Origin of the sequence: Streptomyces cyaneus (assembly GCF_004028635.1) — a bacterium.
GTDB lineage: Bacteria > Actinomycetota > Actinomycetes > Streptomycetales > Streptomycetaceae > Streptomyces > Streptomyces cyaneus.
The window spans coordinates 295,020-316,751 of the sequence record NZ_RQJW01000008.1 but is presented as its reverse complement, the minus strand read 5'-3'; the positions used below and the strand labels follow the sequence as shown (position 1 = coordinate 316,751).

Sequence of the window (21,732 nt, the reverse complement as noted above, 5' to 3'; positions counted from 1 at the left end):
GCGGGAGGGGCCGCGTTCGACTGCGGGTCCGCCGTGGCTGGTCGCGCAGTTCCCCGCGCCCCTTGGGGCGTCACCGCCCCGTCGGCCGGGCGGTCCCCACCCGCACTGGGGATCGCCCGGCCATCTTCGCCCTCATCGGAAAGCGCTTTCCCCATGTCACTTCCATCCCCCCCCCCCGCACCCCGGAGAGGACCCCCACCGTGCGAAGAACCCGCATCCTCACCGCCGCGCTGGCCCTCGCGGCAGGGCTGCTCGCGGGCACCCCGCCCGCACTGGCCGCCCCTGCCACGCAGAAGGTGTCGATCGCCGCCGACACCTACACCTGGAAGAACGCCCGTATCGACGGGGGCGGCTTTGTCCCCGGCATCGTCTTCAACCGCAAGGAGAAGAACCTCGCCTACGCGCGTACCGACATCGGCGGCGCCTACCGCTGGCAGGAGTCGTCGAAGACCTGGACGCCGCTGCTGGACTCGGTCGGCTGGGGTGACTGGGGGCACACGGGTGTGGTGAGCCTGGCGTCCGACTCGGCCGACCCGAACAAGGTGTACGCGGCGGTCGGGACGTACACCAACAGCTGGGACCCGAACAACGGCGCGGTCATGCGCTCCTCCGACCGGGGCGCGAGCTGGCAGAAGACCGACCTGCCGTTCAAGCTGGGCGGCAACATGCCCGGACGCGGCATGGGTGAGCGGCTGGCGGTCGACCCGAACAAGAACAGCGTGCTGTATCTGGGCGCCCCGAGCGGCAAGGGGCTGTGGCGGTCGACGGACTCCGGGGCGTCCTGGTCGCAGGTGGCGAACTTCCCCAACGTCGGCAACTACGTGCAGGATCCGAGCGACACGAGCGGGTACGCCAGCGACAACCAAGGCATCGTCTGGGTCACCTTCGACGAGTCCACGGGGACGTCCGGGAACGCGACGAAGACCATCTACGTCGGGGTCGCCGACAAGGACAACGCCGTGTACCGGTCGACCGACGCGGGCGCGACCTGGTCGCGGGTCGCCGGGCAGCCGACGGGCTACCTGGCCCACAAGGGTGTCCTGGACGCGACGAACGGCTACCTCTACCTCGCCTACAGCGACAAGGGCGGCCCGTACGACGGCGGCAAGGGCCAGCTGTGGCGGTACGCGACCGCGACCGGCACCTGGACGAACATCAGCCCGGTCGCCGAGGCCGACACCTACTACGGCTTCGCCGGTCTGACCCTCGACCGGCAGAAGCCCGGCACGGTGATGGCGACGGCGTACAGCTCCTGGTGGCCGGACACTCAGATCTTCCGCTCGACGGACAGCGGCGGCACCTGGACCAAGGCGTGGGACTACACATCGTATCCCAACCGCGCCAACCGCTACACCATGGACGTCTCGTCGTCGCCGTGGCTGACCTGGGGCGCGAATCCGTCACCGCCCGAGCAGACGCCGAAACTGGGCTGGATGACCGAGGCCTTGGAGATCGACCCGTTCAACTCCAACCGGATGATGTACGGGACGGGCGCGACGATCTACGGCACCGAGGACCTGACGAAGTGGGACAGCGGGAGCCAGTTCACCATCAAGCCGATGGTGCAGGGCCTGGAGGAGACGGCGGTCAACGACCTCGCCTCTCCCCCGTCGGGCGCCCCGCTCCTGAGCGCCCTCGGTGACATCGGCGGCTTCCGCCACACGGACCTCACCAAGGTGCCGTCGATGATGTTCACACAGCCGAACTTCACCACGACGACGAGCCTGGACTACGCCGAGTCCAACCCCGACACGGTCGTCCGGGTCGGCAATCTCGACTCCGGACCGCACATCGCGTTCTCGACGGACAACGGCGCCAACTGGTTTGCGGGGACCGACCCGTCGGGCGTCAGCGAGGGCGGCACGGTGGCCGCGGCGGCCGACGGCAGCCGGTTCGTGTGGAGCCCTGCCGGCACGGGCGTGCAGTACACGACGGGGTTCGGCAACTCGTGGCAGGCGTCGAGCGGGATTCCGGCCGGGGCGATCGTCGAGTCGGATCGGGTCGACCCGAAGGTCTTCTACGGCTTCAAGTCCGGCAAGTTTTACGTGAGTTCGGACGGCGGCGCGACCTTCACCGCGTCCTCGGCGGCCGGGCTGCCGAGCGGTGACAGCGTCCGCTTCAAGGCGCTGCCCGGGGTGAAGGGGGACGTGTGGCTGGCGGGTGGTGCGACGGACGGGGCGTACGGTCTGTGGCACTCGACCGATGGGGGCGCGAGCTTCACGAAACTCTCGAACGTCGAGCAAGCCGACGCCATCGGCTTCGGCAAGGCGGCGACGGGCGCGTCGTACCAAACCCTCTACACCAGCGCGAAGATCGGCGGCGTACGCGGCATCTTCCGCTCCGTCGACAAGGGCGTCACCTGGACCCGCGTCAACGACGACGCCCACCAGTGGGGTTGGACGGGCGCGGCGATCACGGGTGACCCCCGGGTGTACGGGCGGGTCTACGTGGCAACGAACGGCCGGGGCGTCATCTACGGCGACACGGCCGGCGGCGGCACCACGGATCCCGACCCGGATCCGGACCCGACGCCGACCGGCGCCTGCACGGTGACGTACAAGGTCACCAACCAGTGGTCGGGCGGTTTCCAGGCGGACGTCCAGCTGTCCAACACCGGTTCCAGTGCCTGGAGTGGCTGGTCCCTCGGCTGGACCTTCGCGGACGGGCAGCGGATCACACAGGTGTGGAACGCCGACCATACGCAGTCGGGCTCGGCGGTGACCGCGAAGAACGTGGGCTGGAACGGCAGCGTGGCGGCCGGCTCGTCCGTCAGCTTCGGATTCACGGGAAGCTGGTCGGGGACGAACGCGAAACCGACCGCCTTCAAGCTGGGTGACCAGAGCTGCGCGGTGAGTTGAGCCGAGCGAGCCCGAGGGCGCGTGCCGTTCGCCGGTACGCGCCCTCGGTGCTGTCGCCTACAGCTTCCACTCCCCGATCTGCTCGGCGAAGCCGGAGTCCATCCCCCACGTGACCGTGGCCGCCTTCGACGCCTTCGGCACCTCGAACACGACCCAGCCCAGCGCCTTCGCGCCCGGCTTGAGCCGGACGTCCGACGACATCGACGGGCCGGCCGTGATGTCGGCGAGGACGGTCCCGAACTGCTGGCCCTGGTCGTCGGCCATCTTCGCCCCGTTCACGGGAGCGTCGGAGTAGACCTTGGTGCCGGTGTTGACGAGTTGGAGCTGCACACCGATCCACCGGTTGCCGGACTCGGGGGCGAAGAACTCGTCACTGGACTTGGCGTTGTCGACGACCTTGACGACGGTGACGTCGAGGCCGCTGCCGCTCTCCATGCCCTTGAGCGCGAGCGTGTCACCGACCTTGGCGACGTCGGGCGCGGCGCTGCTCTTCTCGGCGGCGGGCTCCTTCTCGTTGCCGCTGCCGCTGTCGGCCTTGGCGGAGGCCTTCGCCTTGGGCTTGTCGACGACCTCGTCGCCGGAGCCGGAACCACAGGCGCTCAGGCCGAGCGCGGCGACGGCGACGGCCGCGGTGGCGGCGAGACGTATGCGGGTGTGGTGGACCATGTTCTCCCCAGGTTTCGGTGGTACGCATGTGAAGGACCCGTGAAGAACCCGCATGGTTGCACGGAGCACCGAAAAAAGTCGGGCCCGCAAAGCAACCTGGCAGCCCGTCATGACGTCCGGGCTGCCAGGCGGGTCGAGCAAGGTCGAGCCCGTCGCCGATGCTCAGGGCGTGTACACCGTCGGCCGGGGCGCCGTCGGCATGCCGTTGCCGATGAAGAAGCTCGGGTGCGGGGGCTGGTTGTAGCCGGTGTTCTGCCAGGCCAGGCCCGTGCGGTACATCGGGTCGTGGAGCAGGGTCGTGATCTTCGTGCTCGTTTCGTACGGCGTCGAGTAGATCCTGAGCGCCGTGTTGCCGCTGGTGCGCCAGATGACCTCCTCGCGCCAGTCGCCGAGGATGTCGCCGGACAGCACGGGGGTGGCCTTGGTGCTGTTGTTGGAGGAGACGCCGGAGCCGGTCAGCAGGCGGGTGTCGGACGAGGTGCCGTACTTGTCGATGCGGGTGCCGTCGAGGAGTTCGCGGACGGTGTCGCCGTCCCACCAGGACAGGAAGTTGACGGAGGACGGCTCACGCCCCTTGGTGGCGCCGGCCTCGTCGCGGATGGAGGTGTCGGAGGCGGACCACACCTCGGCACCGTCGTTGCCCGCCCAGATGTCCCCGGCGACTCCGCGACCGTTGTCGCAGCAGGCGGCGAGCTTCCAGTTGACCGTGCCGTTGGCCGGGTTGATGTACAGCTCGGCCGGCTGGCTGGTCGACTCCGAGACCTTGAAGTACTCCAGGCCCGCGTGCGAGGGGTCGAGGTCGCCGAGGTGCTGGGCGTCGCCGTGCCCGGTCTTCGTGGTCCACAGGCCGTTGCCGTTGTCGTCGACGGCCATCGCGCCGTACACGATCTCGTCCTTGCCGTCGCCGTCGACGTCCCCGACGGACAGGCTGTGCGAGCCCTGGCCGTCGAATCCCTTGCCGGTGTTGGTGGAGGAGTTGGTGTCGAAGGTCCAGCGGCGGGTGAAGCTGCCGCCTCGCCAGTCCCAGGCGGCGATGACCGTGCGGGTGTAGTAGCCGCGGGCCATGATCAGGGAGGGCCGGGCACCGTCCAAGTAGGCGGTACCGGCGAGGAATCGGTCGACTCGGTTGCCGTAGGAGTCGCCCCAGGACGAGACCGTGCCTCGGGCCGGGACGTAGTCCACCGTCCCCATCGCCTTGCCGGTCTGCCCGTTGAACATGGTCAGGTACTCGGGCCCGGAGAGGACGTAGCCGCTCGAGTTCCGGTGATCGGCGGACGAGCTCCCGATCACCGCGCCCGTCCCGTCGACCGTGCCGTCGGCCGTCTTCATGGCGACCTCGGCCTTGCGGTCGCCGTCGTAGTCGTACACCTGGAACTGCGTGTAGTGCGCGCCGGAGCGGATGTTGCGGCCCAGGTCGATGCGCCACAGCCGGGTGCCGTCGAGCTTGATGCCGTCGACGACGGTGTTGCCGGTGTAGCCGGACTGGGAGTTGTCCTTGGCGTTGGTGGGCTGCCACTTGAGGACGATGTCGAGGGCGCCGTCGCCGTCGAGATCGCCGACGGAGGCGTCGTTGGCCTCGTAGGTGTAGGCCACCCCGTCCGGTGTCGTGCCGCCTGCCGGCGGGCTGATCGGGACGTCCTTGTACCCCGTGCGGAACTGGACGGCGTGCACGGAGTCGCCCTGCTCCACTCCGTTCACGATCGCGCGGACGGTGTAGTCGGCCTGCTCGGGGGCGCCGGAGTGGAAGTAGTTCGTGGAGCCGGTGATCGGGGTCGAGTTGACCTTCGTGCCGGCCCGGTAGACGTTGAAGGAGACGTCGTTCGGGTCGGTGCCGAGCCATCGCCAGCTGACCAGGTTGCCGTCGGCCGTGTGGACGCTGACCACGCCCCGGTCGAGGGCCTCGACCTGGCGGGCGGTGGCGGCCTCCGCGACGCCGGCGCCGTTCAGCGTGGTGAGCCCGGCGGCGACCAGGGCGGCCGTGGCGAGGGTCGCGGAGAGGGCGGCTCGACGTCTGCGGTGCTTGCGCGGGTGCTGCACGTGACGTACCTCCTCGGGAGGACGGACGGGTTCCGTTCCCTCAGTCGCCGCCGTACGCCCCCGAGTTGCCGTACCTTTCGGCCAGTTCGGCCACCGTCCGAGCGATCTTCTCGCGCAGCTCGGGCGGTTCGAGCACCTCGATGCCGGTGCCCAGGCGCAGGAACTCGGCGTGGGCGTGGTCGACGGACTCGATGGGGACGTCGGCGCGGGTCCAACCGCCGTTCTCCGTACGGTGGTTGACCGCGCGATCGAGGGTCACTCCGGGAGCCAGCCGCACCACCGCCTCCCCGCGGTACAACCGGTCGTGGAAGTCACGCTGGTACGCCGCCCAGTGCGCGGCGAGATCGAAGCCGTCGGGGCGGGTGAACTCCTCGCCGGTGGCGGTGAGTCGGAGGATCTGGTCGACACGGTACGTACGAGGTTCGGGGCCCGCGACGACGTACCAGCGACCCGCCTTGAGGACGAGTCCGTACGGCTCGAGGCGGCGCTCCACGTCGGTGGGTTCACGCCAGCGGCGGTACAGGACGTGCAGGACGCGGCTGTTCCAGACGGCGTCGGCCACCGCGGGGAGGTACGGCGTCTCGTCGGCGTCGGCGTACCAGCCGGGTGCGTCGAGGTGGAAGCGGCCGCTGATCCGGTCGGCGTGGATGCGCAGCTCCTGCGGCAGGGCGGCGCGGACCTTGAGCTGGGCGGCGGCCAGGACCGAGCCGAGGCCGAGCTGGGCCGCGGGTCCGGGCGCCCCGGCGAGGAAGAGCGCCTCGGCCTCGTCGGCGGTGAGTCCGGTGAGGCGGGTGCGGTAGCCGTCGAGGAGGCGGTAGCCGCCGGCGTGACCCGCGTCGCCGTACAGCGGGACGCCGGCGGCGCTCAGCGCCTCGACATCGCGGTAGACCGTGCGCACCGACACCTCCAGTTCCTCGGCGAGCTGGGCGGCGGTCATCCTGCCGCGGGTCTGGAGCAGCAGGAGGATGGAGACGAGTCGGCCGGACTTCACTGACATATGGTGTCAGTGAAGCGGGCCTAGCGTCACAACGTGACTTCTCCCACACACCATCGAGCGCCACCCTTCAGGGTGAATCAAGAGGGTGAAACACCCTCACCCCTCACACCAGCCACTACCGTCGGCTTGTCCGACAACCGAGTTGGCGGACCTACCGCCGGGCGGGCGGAAAGTGACGCCTGTGGAGGCCCGTGTAAGACCGTTCCCTTCCTGGGAGTGGCGAGGGCCTGCGAAGCAGGAACCCGTGGTGGCACTCGTAGGGGTGCCGACCAGAATCGTCCGTGTCTGCACGGGCGAGGGCGTCAACACGTCACCGCCGACCCTGGCGGCGCCGCGGCGGGCAGCCGAACCTCGGCTGCCCCGACCGCGCCCACCTCATCCCACGGTCAAGGCAGCCTGCCAAGGCATCTCTGCGTCTGGGAACTCCCGCCGATCCTGCACGAACGGGACGCCTGGGTACGGCACATGCTCGCGCCCGAAGTCCCGGACCTGCAGTCCTACTTGGCCGACTTGCTACCCGAAGGAACCACGGGAGACCGCCCATGAGCAGCCCGCACGACTTCGACTTCTTCCACGGGGACTGGGACGTCGTCAACCGCCGCCGCACCGACTTCCTCGACCCGGACAGCGACTGGGTGGAGTTCCCGGCCACGAGCCGCTGTTGGCCGCTGTTCGACGGCGCCGCCAATGTCGACGAGATCGACATGCCGTACCTGGGCTCCAAGGGGCTGACGTTGCGCCTGTTCGACCGGGAGACCGAGCGATGGTCGCTGAACTGGTCCGCCAGCGGCAGCGGGAAGCTGTTCCCGCCGGTCATCGGCCGGTTCGAGGGCGACCGCGGCGAGTTCTACGGCGACGACACGTACGACGGCAAGGACGTGCGGGTGCGGTTCGTCTGGTCGGGCGTGTCCGCCGGCGCGGCCCGCTGGGAGCAGGCGTTCTGCGTCGACGGCGGGGAGACCTGGGTGACCAACTGGGTCATGGAGTTCACTCGGGCTTCCTGAACGCCCGGAGGCTGAACACCGGGTCCGGCCGGGGTCGGTCCTGGTCCGGCAGTTCCGCCAGCCGGGCGGCGAACTCGTCGGCGAGCGCGCCGCCGGGCGGCAGGGCGACGAACCAGCCCCGGCGCAGGTCGGCGACCGTGCGGCGGGGGCTGCGGCCCTGGCCCCGGCCGGTGAAACGGGCCTGCCCGGCCGGGACCAGGCCGTGGTCGAGGGCGTACGACTCGACGAGCGCCGCCTCGTCCCGGGCCGGGCGGCGTGGGCGGGAGGCCAGCACGGCATCGATGTCACTGCCCACGTTGTGTGCGGCGGCCTTGTCGACCGTGGTGACGTAGACACCGCCGGGCCGCAGCACGCGAGCGCACTCCCCGACGGTGGTCCGCACGTCGTCGTCCGTCCGCGCCAGGTGCAGCAGCCACACGCTGCTCACGGCGTCGAACCGGCCGTCCCGCAGCGGCAGCCGACGGCTGTCGGCGAGCACGACGGCGCCGGGCAGACGGGCGGCGGCCTGCCGGGCCATGCCGGGCGCGAGGTCGACGCCGGTCACGCACAGGCCGTCCCGTCCGGCGGCGAGCCGACGCGTCACGATGCCGGTGCCGCACGCGACGTCGAGCAGGCGCCGGGTCCCGTCCGGCAGGAGCCCCAGCACCGCCTCCGCCGCGGCCACCGCCCGGGGCTCGCCGCCGCGCGAGGCGTCGTACCGCTCCGCTTCCTTGTTGTAATCCAGCACGCGCGTCAGAGTTCCTCGTCGTAGTCCGGCCCGCGCGTCAGTGTGCCCCGTGGCCAGGGGCGAGATCCTCGATTTTCCGGGCGAGGGCGAAGTCCCGCTCGGTCACGGCGCCCACGGTGTGGGTGTTCACGGTGAGTGACACCGTGTTGTAGCCGAGGGTGAGGTCGGAGTGGTGGTCGAGCTGCTCCTGGACCTGGGCGATGTGCACGACCATCGCCGTGGCCGCGAAGTGCGAGGGGAGCTGGTAGGAGCGGGCGATGCGGTCTCCGTCCAGTGACCAGCCCGGCAGCTCCGCGAGCCGGTCCTCGATCTCCTTCTGCGACAGCGGTTCGAGGGGCATGGGCCTCGCTCCTTCCAGAACTGGCGGGTTCGTCTTCAGCCTGCCACAGACGGAGCGTGGCGGCCCTGGTCAGACGGCTCCCCGGTGGTCAGCGGCGGACGAATTCAGCCGCCCGGTCGTCGGCGAGGGCGGCGAGGGCGGCGATCGGTGCCCGTCCCCCGACCCGCGGAACCGCCCGTGACGACGTGCGTCGGCGGAGTTCGTGAGGCCGGAGGGGGCCGGGCGCATGACCGAGGGGTGCCCCCAGGGCTACGCCGGACAGGCAGGCGTCCAGCCAGCTGACTCGATCGGGTAGCCGAGGGCGTCACCGACCGCCCCGCCGAGGAGACAGCACGCACCCGGGCGCGGTACGCGGCCTCGCCGGACAGGGGCGACATCCACGGCCCGGTCATTCCAGGCGCTCTCGACTACGGTCGTACTCATGACCACCGTCCCGTCCGGCAACGCCGTGCCCGCCGCCACTCACACCGACCAGGGCGTGGGCCCTCTGCTGCGGGCCTGGCGGGAGCAACGGCGGGTCAGTCAGCTGGAGTTGGCGCTGCGGGCCGACTCCTCGGCGCGGCACATCAGCTTCATCGAGACGGGCCGTTCGCGGCCCAGCGAGGAGATGGTGCTGCGGCTGGCCGAGCACCTGGAGGTGCCGGTGCGCGAGCGCAACGCGCTGCTGCTGGCGGCCGGATACGCCCCTCGCTACCCGGAGACCCCGCTGGACGATCCCGCACTGGACGCCGTCCGCGCGGGCATGGAGCAGCTGATCCAGGGCTACGAGCCCTACCCGGCCCTCGTGGTCGACGGGATGTACAACGTCCACGCGGCCAACCGGGGCATCCTGATGCTGCTCGACGGCATCCCCGAGCACCTTCTCGCGCCCCCGCTCAACGCGATGCGCCTGACCCTGCACCCGGAGGGCCTCGCGCCGCGCATCCGCAACCTGCGTGAGTGGCGCGGGCACCTGCTCGCCCAGATGGACCGGCAGATCGCGCTGCACCGTTCCGCGCCGCTGCGCCGGCTGTACGAGGAGGTGGCGGCGTACCCGGTGCCGCAGGAGAGCCCCGGCGCCGAACCGGGCGAACCCGTCCCGTACTTCGCGCTGCCGCTGCAGATCGAGCACGAGGGCCGCGTCCTGTCCTTCGTCTCCTCCATCTCCACCTTCAACACCCCGATGGACGTGACCGTCGCCGAGCTGGCCATCGAGACGTTCCTCCCGGCCGACCCGGCGACGGTCAAGTACCTTCAGTCGCTGCTGCCCTGACGGGCCCTCAGGGCCGCCCACTGCAACCCGGCGAACCCGGCCACGGTGAGCGCCTGGAGCACGGTCCACATCGCGCCCGGCGTCGTCGGCGACAGCCACACCGCGAGGGCGACGACACTCAGCGCGGCCCAGGCGAGGTTGGCCTCGATGACGGCGCGCACCGGGAACGCGGCGGGACGGGCACGCGAGGCGAGCAGACCGACCCCGCCCGCGTACACCGCGAGGAACGCACCGAGCCCCAGCAGCAGCGTCGAGTCGACGCCGAGGAGCCGGCCGAGCGGGCCGGACGCGACGAGATAGGCGATCCCGTTCGCCCCGGTCACCACCGCGTCCAGGGCCAGGAAACGGCGCAGCACGGTCTGCGGGTCGGAGGTCCGGGCAAGCGCGGCAAGCGAGGTGGCGGACATGACGAATCACCCTCCGTCGAGGTCGAGTTGCGGTGGTGGACCGGATCCCGGGACGGAGTGCGCCGTCCCGGAACTCGGTACCTTCACGATCCCGCGAATGGGCAGATGGGTCGATTACCCGCAAGGTAATGCGGTCGGCTGTTCGGCCGACGTGCGGGCAACGCCCTCCAGGGGCGCGGGGAACTGCGCGACCAGCCCCCACACGCCCGCAGCCGGCATACAACACTGACCACCCCCATGAGACTCCGGACCATGGCACACTGCACCCGTACTTCCGGCGCGTAGGGGAGGCGTGGCGTGAGTGAGCGGCGGCCCGCGCCCACCGTGGGCCAGGTGGTGCTCGGCAAGCGCCTGCAGGAGCTGCGCGAGGCGGCCGGGCTGGGCCGCGACGAGGCCGCACGGGTCCTGCGGGTGGCCTCGGCGACCGTACGGCGGATGGAGACGGCCGAGGTCGCACTGAAGATCCCGTACGTGCAGGTACTGCTGGAGACGTACGGCGTGCCCGAGGCGGACGCCGCCGCGTTCGTCGCCCTGGCCGAGGAGGCCAACCTGCCGGGCTGGTGGCAGCGGTTCCACGACGTGCTGCCGGACTGGTTCAGCCTGTACGTCAGCCTGGAGGGCGCCGCCCGCATCATCCGCTCCTACGAGCCGCACTTCGTGCCCGGTCTGCTGCAGACGGAGGAGTACGCGCGTGCCGTGATGGAGGCCGGGACGATCGGGCAGACGGGACCGGAGACCATCGAGCGGCATGTGTCGTTGCGGATGGAACGGCAGCGGCTGCTGGAGCGCCCCGACCCGCCCCACCTGTGGGTGATCATGGACGAGACGGTGCTGCGGCGCCCGGTGAGCGACCGCGGCGAGGTGATGCGCGACCAGCTGGACAGGCTCCTGGAGTTCGCCGAGCGCGACCGGGTCACGCTGCAGATCGCCGAGTTCGCCTCCGGCCCGCACCCGGGGACGTACGCCCCCTTCACCCTGTTCCGTTTCGCCGAGCCGGAGCTGCCCGACATGGTCTACACCGAGTACCTGACCGGCGCCCTGTATCTCGACTCCCGCAAAGAGGTCGCCGCGCATCTGGAGGTCCTGGACCACATGTCGACGGCAGCCGCGTCGGCCGAGCGCACGAAGAAGATCCTGCGGGAGCATCGCGAGGACTTCTGAGCGGCGTAGCGATGTGCGGCGACGGTCCATGGCGGTCTTGCCGGGCCCTTTGCGGCAACCTTCGTGCCCCGTGCGGCAACCTTCATGCCCTGTGCGGCGACTCTTGAGTGACTCACCCCAGCTCCGTTCCGAGACCCGAGGAGAACACACCGAATGACCGGATCCAAGGCCGCGCCCACCCGCGTCGACACCAGCAGGCCGCACCCGGCCCGCGTCTACGACTGGTGGCTGGGCGGCAAGGACAACTACCCGGTGGACGAGGAGCTGGCCCGGAAGATCCTGGCCGTGGACGGCACGGTCTTACGCGGGGCGCGCGCAAACCGCCGGTTCATGCACCGGGCCGTGCGCACGGCCGCCGAGGCCGGGATACGCCAGTTCCTGGACATCGGCACGGGCATCCCCACCGAGCCCAACCTGCATCAGGTGGCGCAGGGCGTCGCCCCGGAGTCCAAGGTCGTGTACGCGGACAACGACCCGATCGTGCTGCGGCATGCGGAGGCGCTGCTGCACGGCACCGCCGAGGGCAGCACGGACTACGTGCACGCCGACGTCCGCGACGTCGATGCCCTGCTGGGCCGAGCGAGCGAGTTGCTGGACTTCGCCGAGCCGGTCGCGCTGTCGCTGGTCGCGCTGACCCACTATCTGAGCGACGACCCCGAGGGCGACGACGTGTACGGCCTGCTCGGGAAGTACGTCGCCGCGCTCGCCCCGGGCAGCTGTCTGATCCTGTCCCAGGTCACCCCCGACCTCAGCCCGGAGGCCATCGAGAAGGCGGCCAACCACTTCCGGCGCAGCGGCACCCCCTTCTTCCCCCGCTCGCTCGCCGAGTTCTCCCGCTTCTTCGACGGCCTGGAGCTGCTCGGCCCCGGCGTCATCCCCGTCTACGGCTGGCGTCCGGAGCCGGAGGACGTGGCGGCCCAGGCCGAGGGCATCGTGCCCGTGTACGCGGGGGTCGCCCGCAAGGTCTGACCCGACGGGTCCCGTACAGGGGTGACCCGTACGGGCGCCGTGAACGGGTGCGCTCCCGCGCCCCGCCCTAGGTTCGGGACCAGGGCAAGCAAGGGAGCGCCTGTGACCGACACCCGGATACCGCCCACCCCGCCCGCCGAACCGCCCGCAGAGGCGCCTACCGAGCCGCCCGCCGAGCCGCCCGCCGAGCCGGGCGCGGCGCTGCTGAAGGCCGGCCGGTTCTTCCAGCCGGGCACGCCCGCGCCCGATCTGCACAGCGTCCGGCTGACAGGCGGGCGGGAGGCGGACGCCTTCTACCGGGGCCGCTGGAGCCACGACAAGGTCGTGAACTCCACGCACGGCGTGAACTGCACCGGCTCCTGCCGCTGGAAGGTGTACGTCAAGGACGGCATCATCACCTGGGAGACCCAGCAGACCGACTATCCGAGCGTCGGCCCCGACCGCCCCGAGTACGAGCCCCGCGGCTGCCCTCGCGGCGCCGCCTTCTCCTGGTACACCTACTCCCCCACCCGGGTGCGCTACCCGTACGTCCGCGGTGTCCTGATGGAGATGTACCGGGAGGCGAAGCAACGCCTGCGCGACCCCGTCCTGGCCTGGGCCGATGTCCAGAGCGACCCCGAGCGCCGCCGCCGCTACCAGCGGGCGCGCGGCAAGGGCGGCCTGGTGCGGGCGAGTTGGGACGAGGCGATCGAGCTCGTCGCCGCCGCACACGTCCACACCATCAAGACGTACGGCCCCGACCGCATCGCCGGTTTCTCCCCCATCCCCGCGATGTCGATGGTGTCGCATGCGGCGGGCGCCCGCTTCCACTCCCTGATCGGCGCCCCGATGCTGTCCTTCTACGACTGGTACGCCGACCTCCCCGTCGCCTCCCCGCAGGTGTTCGGCGACCAGACCGACGTGCCGGAGTCGGGCGACTGGTGGGACGCGGCGTATCTGATGATGTGGGGCTCGAACATACCGGTGACCCGCACGCCCGACGCGCACTGGATGGCGGAGGCCCGCTACCGGGGTCAGAAGGTCGTGGTGGTCGCCCCCGACTACGCCGACAACGCCAAGTTCGCCGACGAGTGGCTGCACCCGCACCCGGGCACGGACGGCGCGCTGGCCCTGGCGATGGGGCACGTCGTCCTCAAGGAGTTTTTCGTCGACCGCGAGACACCGTTCTTCGCGGACTACGTAAGGCAGTTCACCGACCTGCCGTTCCTCGTCACCCTGGAGGAGCGGGACGGGGCTTACGTCCCGGCGAAGTTCCTACGCGCCTCGGACCTCGGGAAGGCGGGCGAGAGCGCCGAGTGGAAGACGGTCGTGCTGGACGAGGCGACGGGCCGCGCGGTCGCCCCGAACGGCTCCCTCGGCTTCCGCTGGCCCGAGTCCGGCGAGGGCAGATGGAACCTCGAACTGGGCGGCATACGCCCGCAGTTGAGCCTTTACGGCAGTGAGGTCGCCGCAGGCGTCGAGGTGCTGCTGCCCCGTTTCGACACCGAGGGCGGCCCGCACGGGCAGGGCCGCGGGGACGTCGTACGACGCGGTGTCCCGGCGACGAAGCTCGGCGGTGCGCGCGGGCCGCTGGTGACGACGGTCTTCGACCTGCTGCTCGCCCAGTACGGGGTGGCACGGGAGGGGCTGCCGGGCCGCTGGCCCGTGTCGTACGACGACCGTGACGCGCCGGGCACGCCCGCCTGGCAGGAGGTGCACACCTCGGTACCGGCGGCCAAGTGCATACGCATTGCACGGGAGTTCGCGCGGACCGCCGAGCGGTCGAAGGGCCGCTGCATGATCCTGATGGGGGCCGGCACCAACCACTGGTTCCACTCCGAGACGATCTACCGCGCCTTCCTCGCCCTGCTCCAGCTCACCGGCTGTCAGGGCCGCAACGGCGGCGGCTGGGCACACTACGTGGGCCAGGAGAAGTGCCGTCCGGTGACCGGCTGGGCGACGCTCGCGGCGGCGTCGGACTGGTCGCGGCCGGCGCGCCAGATGATCGGCACGGCGTACTGGTTCCTCAACACCGACCAGTGGCGCTACGACCGGTTCACGGCCGACGTGCTGGCCTCGCCGCTCGGTGCGGGCCGGCTGCGGGGGATGACGGGCGCGGACTGTCTCGCGCTGTCGGCGCGTGCGGGGTGGATGCCGTCGTATCCGACGTTCGACCGCAATCCGCTGGAGCTGGGCGAGGTGTTCGGTGATCCGGTGTCGCGGGTGGTGGCCGAACTGCGGGCGGGCACCTTGAAGTTCGCCTGCGAGGACCCGGACGCGCCGGAGAACTGGCCGCGCGTGCTGACACTGTGGCGGGCCAACCTGCTGGGTTCGTCGGCGAAGGGCGCCGAGTACTTCACCCGACACCTGCTCGGCACGCATTCCTCCCTGCAGGCGGAGGAGGCTCCCGAGGACGTACGGCCGCGAGATGTGGCCTGGCGCGACGAGGCGCCCGAGGGCAAGCTCGATCTGCTGCTGTCGCTGGACTTCCGGCAGACGTCGTCCACGCTGCTGTCGGACGTCGTCCTGCCGGCCGCGACCTGGTACGAGAAGCACGACCTGTCCAGCACGGACATGCACCCCTTCGTGCACTCCTTCACCCCGGCCGTGGATCCGCCGTGGCAGGCGCGCACCGACTTCGACACGTTCAAGGCGCTGGCCGAGAAGCTGAGTGAGCTCGCCGTCGACCATCTGGGCGTGCGGAAGGACCTGGTCGCGACTCCGCTCCAGCACGACACCCCGGGCGAGATCGCCCAGCCGGGCGGGGTCGTCCTGGACTGGAAGCGGGGCGAGTGCGATCCCGTGCCCGGGAAGACCATGCCGAACCTGACCGTCGTGGAGCGGGACTACACCGCCATCGGCACCAAGTTCACGGCGCTGGGCCCACTGGTGGAGCAACTCGGCCTGCCCGCCAAGGGAATCACGCTGCAGCCGGACGAGGAGGTCGAGGACCTCCGACACCTGAACGGCGTCACACCCGACGGCCGCCCCCGCCTCGACACGGCCGTGAAGGCGGCGAACACCATCCTCGCCCTCTCCGGCACCACCAACGGCCGCCTCGCCACCCAGGGCTTCCGCACCCTTCAGGCCCGCACCGGTCAGGAGATGGCGCACCTGGCCGCCGAGCACGAGGGCAAGCGCATCACGTACGCGGACACCCAGGCGGCACCCGTGCCGGTGATCACCTCGCCGGAATGGTCGGGCAGCGAGTCGGGCGGGCGGCGCTACACCGCGTTCACCCTCAACACCGAGCACCTCAAGCCCTGGCACACCCTCACCGGCCGCCAGCACTTCTTCCTCGACCACGACTGGATCCACGAGCTGGGTGAGGCGCTCCCCGTCTACCGGCCGCCGCTGGACATGAACAAGCTGTTCGGCGAGCCACGCCTGGGCCCCGACGGACAGCGGGAGGTGACGGTCCGTTACCTCACCCCGCACAACAAGTGGTCCATCCACTCCGAGTACCAGGACAACCTGTTCATGCTGGCGCTCTCGCGCGGCGGCCAGAACATCTGGATGTCCCCGCAGGACGCGGATGCGATCGGCGTCGTGGACAACGACTGGGTGGAAGCGGTCAACCGCAACGGCGTGGTCGTCGCCCGGGCCGTCGTCTCGCACCGGATGCCGCCCGGCACCGTCTACATGCACCACGCGCAGGAACGCACGGTCGCCGTCCCGAAGACGGAGGCCACCGGCAAGCGCGGCGGCATCCACAACTCGCTGACCAGGCTGATCCTCAAGCCGTCCCATCTCATCGGCGGCTACGCCCAGTTGTCCTGGGCGTTCAACTACCTGGGCCCGACGGGCAACCAGCGCGACGAGGTGACGGTGATCCGCCGCCGCAGCCAGGAGGTCGAGTACTGATGCGTCCGATGGCCCAGATCGCGATGGTGATGAACCTCGACAAGTGCATCGGCTGCCACACCTGCTCGGTCACCTGCAAACAGGCGTGGACCAACCGGCAGGGCATGGAGCACGTCTGGTTCAACAACGTCGAGACCCGCCCCGGCCAGGGCTATCCACGCCGCTACGAGGACCAGGAGCGCTGGCGCGGCGGCTGGGAGCTGAACCGGCGCGGCGCGCTGAAGCTCAAGGCGGGCGGCCGGCTGCGCAAGCTCGCCGGGATCTTCTCCAACCCCGAACTGCCGGAGATCAAGGACTACTACGAGCCCTGGACCTACGACTACAAGAACCTCACCGACGCCCCGCTGGGCGACGACTTCCCGGTCGCCCAGCCGATCTCGCAGCTCGACAGCAAACCGATGAAGATCGAGTGGTCGGCGAACTGGGACGACAACCTCGCCGGCGCCCCGGCCCACGGCGACCTCGACCCGATGGTCGAGCGGGCACGCAGACAGGCCTCGGACAAGGTGCGGTTCGAGTTCGAGCAGACCTTCATGTTCTATCTGCCGCGCATCTGCGAGCACTGCCTCAACCCGTCCTGCGTGGCGTCGTGCCCGTCCGGGGCGATGTACAAGCGGGCGGAGGACGGCATCGTCCTCGTCGACCAGGACCGGTGCCGGGGCTGGCGGATGTGCGTGACGGGATGCCCGTACAAGAAGGTGTACTTCAACCACCGCACCGGCAAGGCCGAGAAGTGCACGCTGTGCTATCCGCGCGTCGAGGTCGGACTGCCGACGGTCTGCTCGGAGACATGCGTGGGCCGGCTGCGCTACCTCGGGGTGATCCTGTACGACGCCGACAAGGTGACGGCCGCCGCCTCGATGCGCAGCGAACGGGACCTGTACGAGGCGCAGTTGGGTGTGTTCCTCGACCCCGAGGACACCGGGGTGCGGCGGGCGTGCGAGGAGGCGGGGATCCCGTACGACTGGCTGGAGGCGGCCCGTCGCTCGCCCGTGCACGCGCTGATCAGCAAGTACCGGGTGGCGCTTCCGCTGCACCCGGAGTACCGGACGATGCCGATGGTCTGGTACATCCCGCCGCTCTCCCCGGTGGTGGACGCGCTGACGGAGAGCGGGCACGACGGTGAGGACGCCCGGAACCTGTTCGGCGCGATCGACAGTCTGCGCATCCCGCTGGAGTACCTGGCGGAGTTGTTCACGGCGGGCGACGTCGGCCCGGTCCGGTCCTCGCTGGAGAGGCTCGCCGCGATGCGCTCCCACATGCGGGCGATCAACCTCGGGGAGGAGCCGGACCCCTCGGTGCCGGGCGCCGTGGGCATGGGAACCTACGAGATCGAGTCGATGTACCGGCTGCTGGCGATCGCCAAGTACGAGGACCGGTACGTGATCCCGACGGCCGCCGTCGGCGACGCCCGGCGCCTGGAGGAGTCGGCGCTCCCGCAGGGCTGCAGCCTGGACTACGACGGCGGGCCCGGGATGGGCGGGGACGGGCCCTTCGGCCGGGACTCGGGCCGCAAGCTGCTGCCGCTGGTGCCGGTGGAGAACTTCCACCTCCTGCGCGGACGACAGACCGCGGACGACACGGCCGACACAACCTCCATCACCCCCACAACCGACGCCGAGGAGGCCTGATGCCGTCCTTCGAGGTGCTGTACCAGGCGGCCGCGCTCTGCCTGACCTACCCCGACGACGACTTCCGCGCCCGCCTGCCACTCCTGCGCGAGGCGGCCCCGCAGTTGCGGGAGTTCACCGACCACGCGGCTGCGACGCCACCCGACGAACTGGCCGCCCACTACGTCCAGGTCTTCGACTTCACGAACCGCCACAGCCTGTACCTGAGCTGGTGGCGCGACGGGGACACCCGGCGGCGCGGCATGTCTCTGGTCCGCTTCAAGGACGTCTACCGCGCCCACGGCCTGGAGTTCGCCGGCGAGGAACTGCCCGACTTCCTGCCCGCGGTACTGGAGTTCACGGCCCGCACCGGCGACACCGACCTCCTGCTGGAGCACCGGGAGTGCCTGGAGCAACTCCGCGCCCGGCTCACCGACTTCGGCACACCGTACGCGTCCGTCCTGGACGCCGTGTGCGCCACCCTTCCGACCGACCACCCGGGGGCGCGCCCATGACCACGCTCCTGTGGGGCGTCCTGCCCTACGTCACCCTCGCCGTGCTCGTCGCCGGCCTGGTCTGGCGCCACCGCTACGACAGGTTCGGCTGGACGACCCGCTCATCCCGGGTGTACGAGTCGAGGCTCCTGAACATCGCCTCGCCCGCCTTCCACTACGGCATCCTGTTCGTGCTGGTGGGCCACATCGTCGGCCTGTTCATCCCCGAGTCGTGGACGGACGCCGGCGGCGTCAGTGAGCACGCCTACCACCTGTGCTCCCTCTACGGCGGCACGGCGGCCGGCATCGTCACGGTCGGCGGGATCGCGCTGCTGGTCTACCGCCGCCGCACCCGGGCACCGGTGTTCCGCGCGACCACCGTCAACGACAAGATGATGTACGTGGTGCTGGTCGCGGCGATCGTGCTGGGCATGGTCGCCAAGCTGTCCCACACCTCCGGCGACGGCTACGACTACCGCCAGTCCATCGCCCCTTGGGCCCGCAGCCTGTTCACCCTCAGCCCGGACACCGACCTGATGGGAGGCGTCCCGGTCCTGTACCAGATCCACGTGGTGTTCGGCATGGCCCTCATCGCCCTGGTGCCGTACACCCGGCTGGTCCACATGTTCAGCGCGCCGGTCCAGTACCTGTTCCGGCCGTATGTGGTGTACCGCAGCCGCGACCCCGAGCAACTGGGGCCGCGGCCGGAGCGGCGGGGCTGGGAGAGGGCCGGGTCCTAGGGCCGGGTGCCAGGGCCGGGTCCTAGGCGGCTCCGCCCTTCTGTTCCTTCTCGTCGTCGACGATCTCCGCGTCCACCACGCCCTCGTCGTCCTGCGGTGAGGTCTGCTCCGTACCCGCGCCGGTGGCGCTGTCCGTCGGGGTCTGCTGGGTCTGGGCGTACATGGCCTGGCCCATCTTCTGGCTGACTGAGGCGAGTTTCTCGATTCCGGTGCGCAGGGCGCTCGTCTCGGCGTTCTGCTCCAGTTGCTGCTTGAGTTCCGTGACCGCCGACTCGACCTCGGACCTGGTGTCCGCCGGGACCTTGTCCTCGTTGTCGCGGATGAACTTCTCGGTCTGGTAGACGAGTTGCTCGGCCTGGTTGCGGGTCTCGGCCGCCTCGCGGCGGTTGCGGTCCTCCTCGGCGTACTGTTCGGCCTCCCGCATCATGCGGTCGATGTCGTCCTTCGGGAGCGCCGAGCCGCCCGTCACCGTCATCTTCTGCTCGCGGCCCGTCGCGAGGTCCTTGGCGGAGACGTGCATGATCCCGTTGGCGTCGATGTCGAACGCGACCTCGATCTGCGGGACCCCGCGCGGGGCCGGGGGCAGACCGGTGAGGTCGAAGACGCCGAGCTTCTTGTTGTACGCGGCGATCTCGCGTTCGCCCTGGTAGACCTGGATGCCGACGGAGGGCTGGTTGTCGGTGGCCGTGGTGAAGATCTCCGAACGCCGGGTCGGGATCGTCGTGTTGCGCTCGATGAGCTTCGTCATGATGCCGCCCTTGGTCTCGATACCGAGGGACAGCGGGGTGACGTCGAGGAGCAGGACGTCCTTGACGTCGCCGCGGATGACGCCCGCCTGGAGGGCCGCGCCGACGGCCACGACCTCGTCGGGGTTGACGCCCTTGTGCGGGTCCTTGCCGGTGAGTTCCTTGACGAGGTCGGTGACGGCGGGCATGCGGGTGGAGCCGCCGACGAGGATGACGTGGTCGACCGCGGAGAGCTTGATGCCGGCGTCCTTGACCGCCTGGTGGAAGGGGGTCTTGCAGCGGTCGAGGAGGTCCGCGGTGAGCTCCTGCAACTGGGCGCGGGTCAGCTTCTCGTCGAGGTGGAGGGGGCCCTCGGCGGAGGCGGTGATGTAGGGCAGGTTGATCGTCGTCTCGGAGGAGCTGGACAGCTCGATCTTGGCTTTCTCGGCACCTTCGCGCAGCCGCTGCAGCGCCATCTTGTCGTTGCCGAGGTCGATGCCGTACGACCCCTTGAACTTCTTCACGAGGTGCTCGACGATCCGCTGGTCCCAGTCGTCGCCGCCCAGGTGCGTGTCACCGTTGGTGGCCTTGACCTCGATGACGCCGTCGCCGATCTCCAGCAGCGAGACGTCGAAGGTGCCGCCGCCGAGGTCGAAGACGAGGACCGTCTGCTCCTCGCCTCGGTCGAGGCCGTAGGCGAGGGCGGCGGCCGTGGGCTCGTTGATGATCCTGAGGACCTTCAGGCCCGCGATCTCCCCGGCCTCCTTGGTGGCCTGCCGCTGGGCGTCGTCGAAGTAGGCGGGCACGGTGATCACCGCGTCGGTGACGTCCTCGCCGAGGTAGGACTCGGCGTCCCGCTTCAGCTTCTGCAGCACCCGGGCCGACAGCTCCTGCGCCCGGTAGCGGGTGCCGTCGATGTTCCCCTGTTCCGGGAAGCGCCAGGGTCCGTCACCCATGTGCCGCTTCATCGAGCGGGCGGTGCGCTCGACGTTCGTCACCGCCTGCCGCTTGGCCACCTCCCCCACCAGCACCTCGCCGTTCTTGGCGAAGGCCACGACCGACGGTGTGGTCCTGGCCCCCTCCGCGTTGGCGACGACCGTGGGCTCGCCGCCCTCCAGGACGGCCACCACCGAGTTCGTGGTCCCGAGATCGATCCCGACCGCGCGTGCCATCGCTGTCCCCTTCCGCCAGGGCGCCCCTTGAACTCCAGCACAAAACTTGAGCGGGTTCTTGTCAATGGGACGGGTGACCGGGGGGACGGGTACCAAACGGAAGTGAGCGCCCGCTCAGTGTTCGGGGGGCAGGCCCGAAGGGCCGCGCCCCCCGAGGGGCGCGGGGAACTGCGCGACAAGCCACGACGCCGCCGCAGACGCCACACAGCCCTCCGCGGCACCCCTGTAGGCGAACCGCTACGCCAGCTTCGCGGACAACGTGATCGTCGTGCCCGTCAGCGCCTGACTGACCGGGCAGTTCTTCTTGGCATCCTCCGCCGCGGCGACGAAGGTCTCCTCGTCGATGCCGGGAACCGTGCCCTCGACAGTGAGGTGGCTGCCGGTGATCCCCTCCCCCGGCTGGAAGCTCACGTCGGCCGAGGTGACCAGCTTGGTGGGCGGGGTGCCGGCACCCGCCAGGGCGTGCGACAGCGCCATGGAGAAGCAGCTGGAGTGCGCGGCAGCGATCAGCTCCTCGGGGCTGGTCTTGCCGTTCGCCTCCTGGGAGCGCGAGGCCCACGTGACCGGCTGGGCGGCGATGGCTCCCGAGGAGTCGAAGTTGACGACACCGTTGCCCTCGAGCAGGTTGCCTTCCCAGACGGTGTGTGCGGAGCGCGTGGTAGCCACGATTCTTCCTTTCGCGTGGGGGCCCGTTTCCTGGGTCCGTGCCCCCCATCCGATCACACTCCGG

General features: G+C 70.3%; 17 protein-coding genes. 9 read left to right on the top strand and 8 right to left on the bottom strand.

What is annotated here, in order from left to right; genetic code table 11:
• Nucleotides 1–200 precede the first annotated feature (200 nt).
• A complete protein-coding gene (locus EHO50_RS29740) occupies nt 201–2,858 on the top strand; it encodes a cellulose binding domain-containing protein (protein ID WP_128434290.1) in 2,658 nt (885 codons plus the stop codon).
• Between the two features lie 57 nt (nt 2,859–2,915).
• Here EHO50_RS29740 and EHO50_RS29735 read toward each other — a convergent pair whose 3' ends face one another.
• The 3 genes from EHO50_RS29735 to EHO50_RS29725 all read right to left on the bottom strand — a co-directional run bounded on the left by EHO50_RS29735 (nt 2,916) and on the right by EHO50_RS29725 (nt 6,552).
• Nucleotides 2,916–3,524 carry a DUF4352 domain-containing protein gene (locus tag EHO50_RS29735; RefSeq protein ID WP_128434289.1) on the bottom strand — a complete coding sequence of 203 codons (609 nt, stop codon included), beginning with the start codon at nt 3,522–3,524 and terminating at the stop codon, nt 2,916–2,918.
• Between the two features lie 162 nt (nt 3,525–3,686).
• Entirely contained in the window at nt 3,687–5,561 is a 1,875-nt protein-coding gene (locus EHO50_RS29730; protein WP_128434288.1) for a rhamnogalacturonan lyase, read from the bottom strand.
• Between the two features lie 40 nt (nt 5,562–5,601).
• The gene (locus EHO50_RS29725; protein WP_128434429.1) at nt 5,602–6,552 is read right to left on the bottom strand and encodes a helix-turn-helix transcriptional regulator; all 951 of its coding nucleotides are present in this window, start codon (nt 6,550–6,552) and stop codon (nt 5,602–5,604) included.
• A 548-nt stretch (nt 6,553–7,100) separates the two neighbouring features.
• Here EHO50_RS29725 and EHO50_RS29715 point away from each other — a divergent pair.
• Nucleotides 7,101–7,562: a hypothetical protein gene (locus EHO50_RS29715; protein WP_128434286.1), complete on the top strand. Its 462-nt coding sequence runs from the start codon at nt 7,101–7,103 to the stop codon at nt 7,560–7,562.
• Here the strand turns inward: EHO50_RS29715 and EHO50_RS29710 are convergent.
• Complete coding sequence (locus tag EHO50_RS29710; protein ID WP_128434285.1) at nt 7,546–8,289, bottom strand: class I SAM-dependent methyltransferase; 744 nt, start codon at nt 8,287–8,289, stop codon at nt 7,546–7,548. The genes EHO50_RS29715 and EHO50_RS29710 overlap by 17 nt on opposite strands.
• Nucleotides 8,290–8,326: 37 nt before the next feature.
• The gene (locus EHO50_RS29705) at nt 8,327–8,629 is read right to left on the bottom strand and encodes a 4a-hydroxytetrahydrobiopterin dehydratase (RefSeq protein ID WP_128434284.1); all 303 of its coding nucleotides are present in this window, start codon (nt 8,627–8,629) and stop codon (nt 8,327–8,329) included.
• Between the two features lie 421 nt (nt 8,630–9,050).
• Between EHO50_RS29705 and EHO50_RS29700 the strand changes: the two genes are divergently transcribed.
• On the top strand, nt 9,051–9,881 hold the full coding sequence (locus EHO50_RS29700) for a helix-turn-helix domain-containing protein (RefSeq protein WP_128434283.1): 831 nt from the start codon (nt 9,051–9,053) through the stop codon (nt 9,879–9,881).
• On the opposite strand, the gene EHO50_RS29695 is transcribed toward EHO50_RS29700, so the two are convergent.
• The gene (locus EHO50_RS29695) at nt 9,863–10,288 is read right to left on the bottom strand and encodes a hypothetical protein (RefSeq protein WP_128434282.1); all 426 of its coding nucleotides are present in this window, start codon (nt 10,286–10,288) and stop codon (nt 9,863–9,865) included. The two genes, EHO50_RS29700 and EHO50_RS29695, sit on opposite strands and share 19 nt — an antisense overlap.
• Nucleotides 10,289–10,585: 297 nt before the next feature.
• Here EHO50_RS29695 and EHO50_RS29690 point away from each other — a divergent pair, with 297 nt between their 5' ends.
• The 6 genes from EHO50_RS29690 to narI all read left to right on the top strand — a co-directional run bounded on the left by EHO50_RS29690 (nt 10,586) and on the right by narI (nt 19,105).
• A complete protein-coding gene (locus tag EHO50_RS29690; RefSeq protein WP_181449714.1) occupies nt 10,586–11,449 on the top strand; it encodes a helix-turn-helix domain-containing protein in 864 nt (287 codons plus the stop codon).
• A 153-nt stretch (nt 11,450–11,602) separates the two neighbouring features.
• Nucleotides 11,603–12,418, top strand: a complete 816-nt coding sequence (locus EHO50_RS29685) for an SAM-dependent methyltransferase (protein WP_128434281.1) — start codon at nt 11,603–11,605, stop codon at nt 12,416–12,418.
• Between the two features lie 201 nt (nt 12,419–12,619).
• Nucleotides 12,620–16,261, top strand: a complete 3,642-nt coding sequence (locus EHO50_RS29680; protein ID WP_128434427.1) for a nitrate reductase subunit alpha — start codon at nt 12,620–12,622, stop codon at nt 16,259–16,261.
• Nucleotides 16,261–17,892 carry a nitrate reductase subunit beta gene (narH, locus tag EHO50_RS29675; RefSeq protein ID WP_128434280.1) on the top strand — a complete coding sequence of 544 codons (1,632 nt, stop codon included), beginning with the start codon at nt 16,261–16,263 and terminating at the stop codon, nt 17,890–17,892. The genes EHO50_RS29680 and narH overlap by 1 nt, the downstream gene beginning before the upstream one ends.
• Nucleotides 17,892–18,386, top strand: a complete 495-nt coding sequence (narJ, locus tag EHO50_RS29670; RefSeq protein WP_128434279.1) for a nitrate reductase molybdenum cofactor assembly chaperone — start codon at nt 17,892–17,894, stop codon at nt 18,384–18,386. The genes narH and narJ overlap by 1 nt, the downstream gene beginning before the upstream one ends.
• A complete protein-coding gene (gene narI / locus EHO50_RS29665) occupies nt 18,383–19,105 on the top strand; it encodes a respiratory nitrate reductase subunit gamma (protein WP_128434278.1) in 723 nt (240 codons plus the stop codon). Before narJ ends, narI begins: the two co-directional genes overlap by 4 nt.
• Nucleotides 19,106–19,127: 22 nt before the next feature.
• Here narI and dnaK read toward each other — a convergent pair whose 3' ends face one another.
• Together dnaK and EHO50_RS29655 are read right to left on the bottom strand one after the other, a co-directional pair.
• Nucleotides 19,128–21,002, bottom strand: a complete 1,875-nt coding sequence (gene dnaK / locus EHO50_RS29660) for a molecular chaperone DnaK (RefSeq protein ID WP_128434277.1) — start codon at nt 21,000–21,002, stop codon at nt 19,128–19,130.
• A gap of 237 nt (nt 21,003–21,239) precedes the next feature.
• Nucleotides 21,240–21,668, bottom strand: a complete 429-nt coding sequence (locus EHO50_RS29655) for an OsmC family protein (RefSeq protein WP_128434276.1) — start codon at nt 21,666–21,668, stop codon at nt 21,240–21,242.
• Between the last annotated feature and the right edge of the window lie 64 nt (nt 21,669–21,732).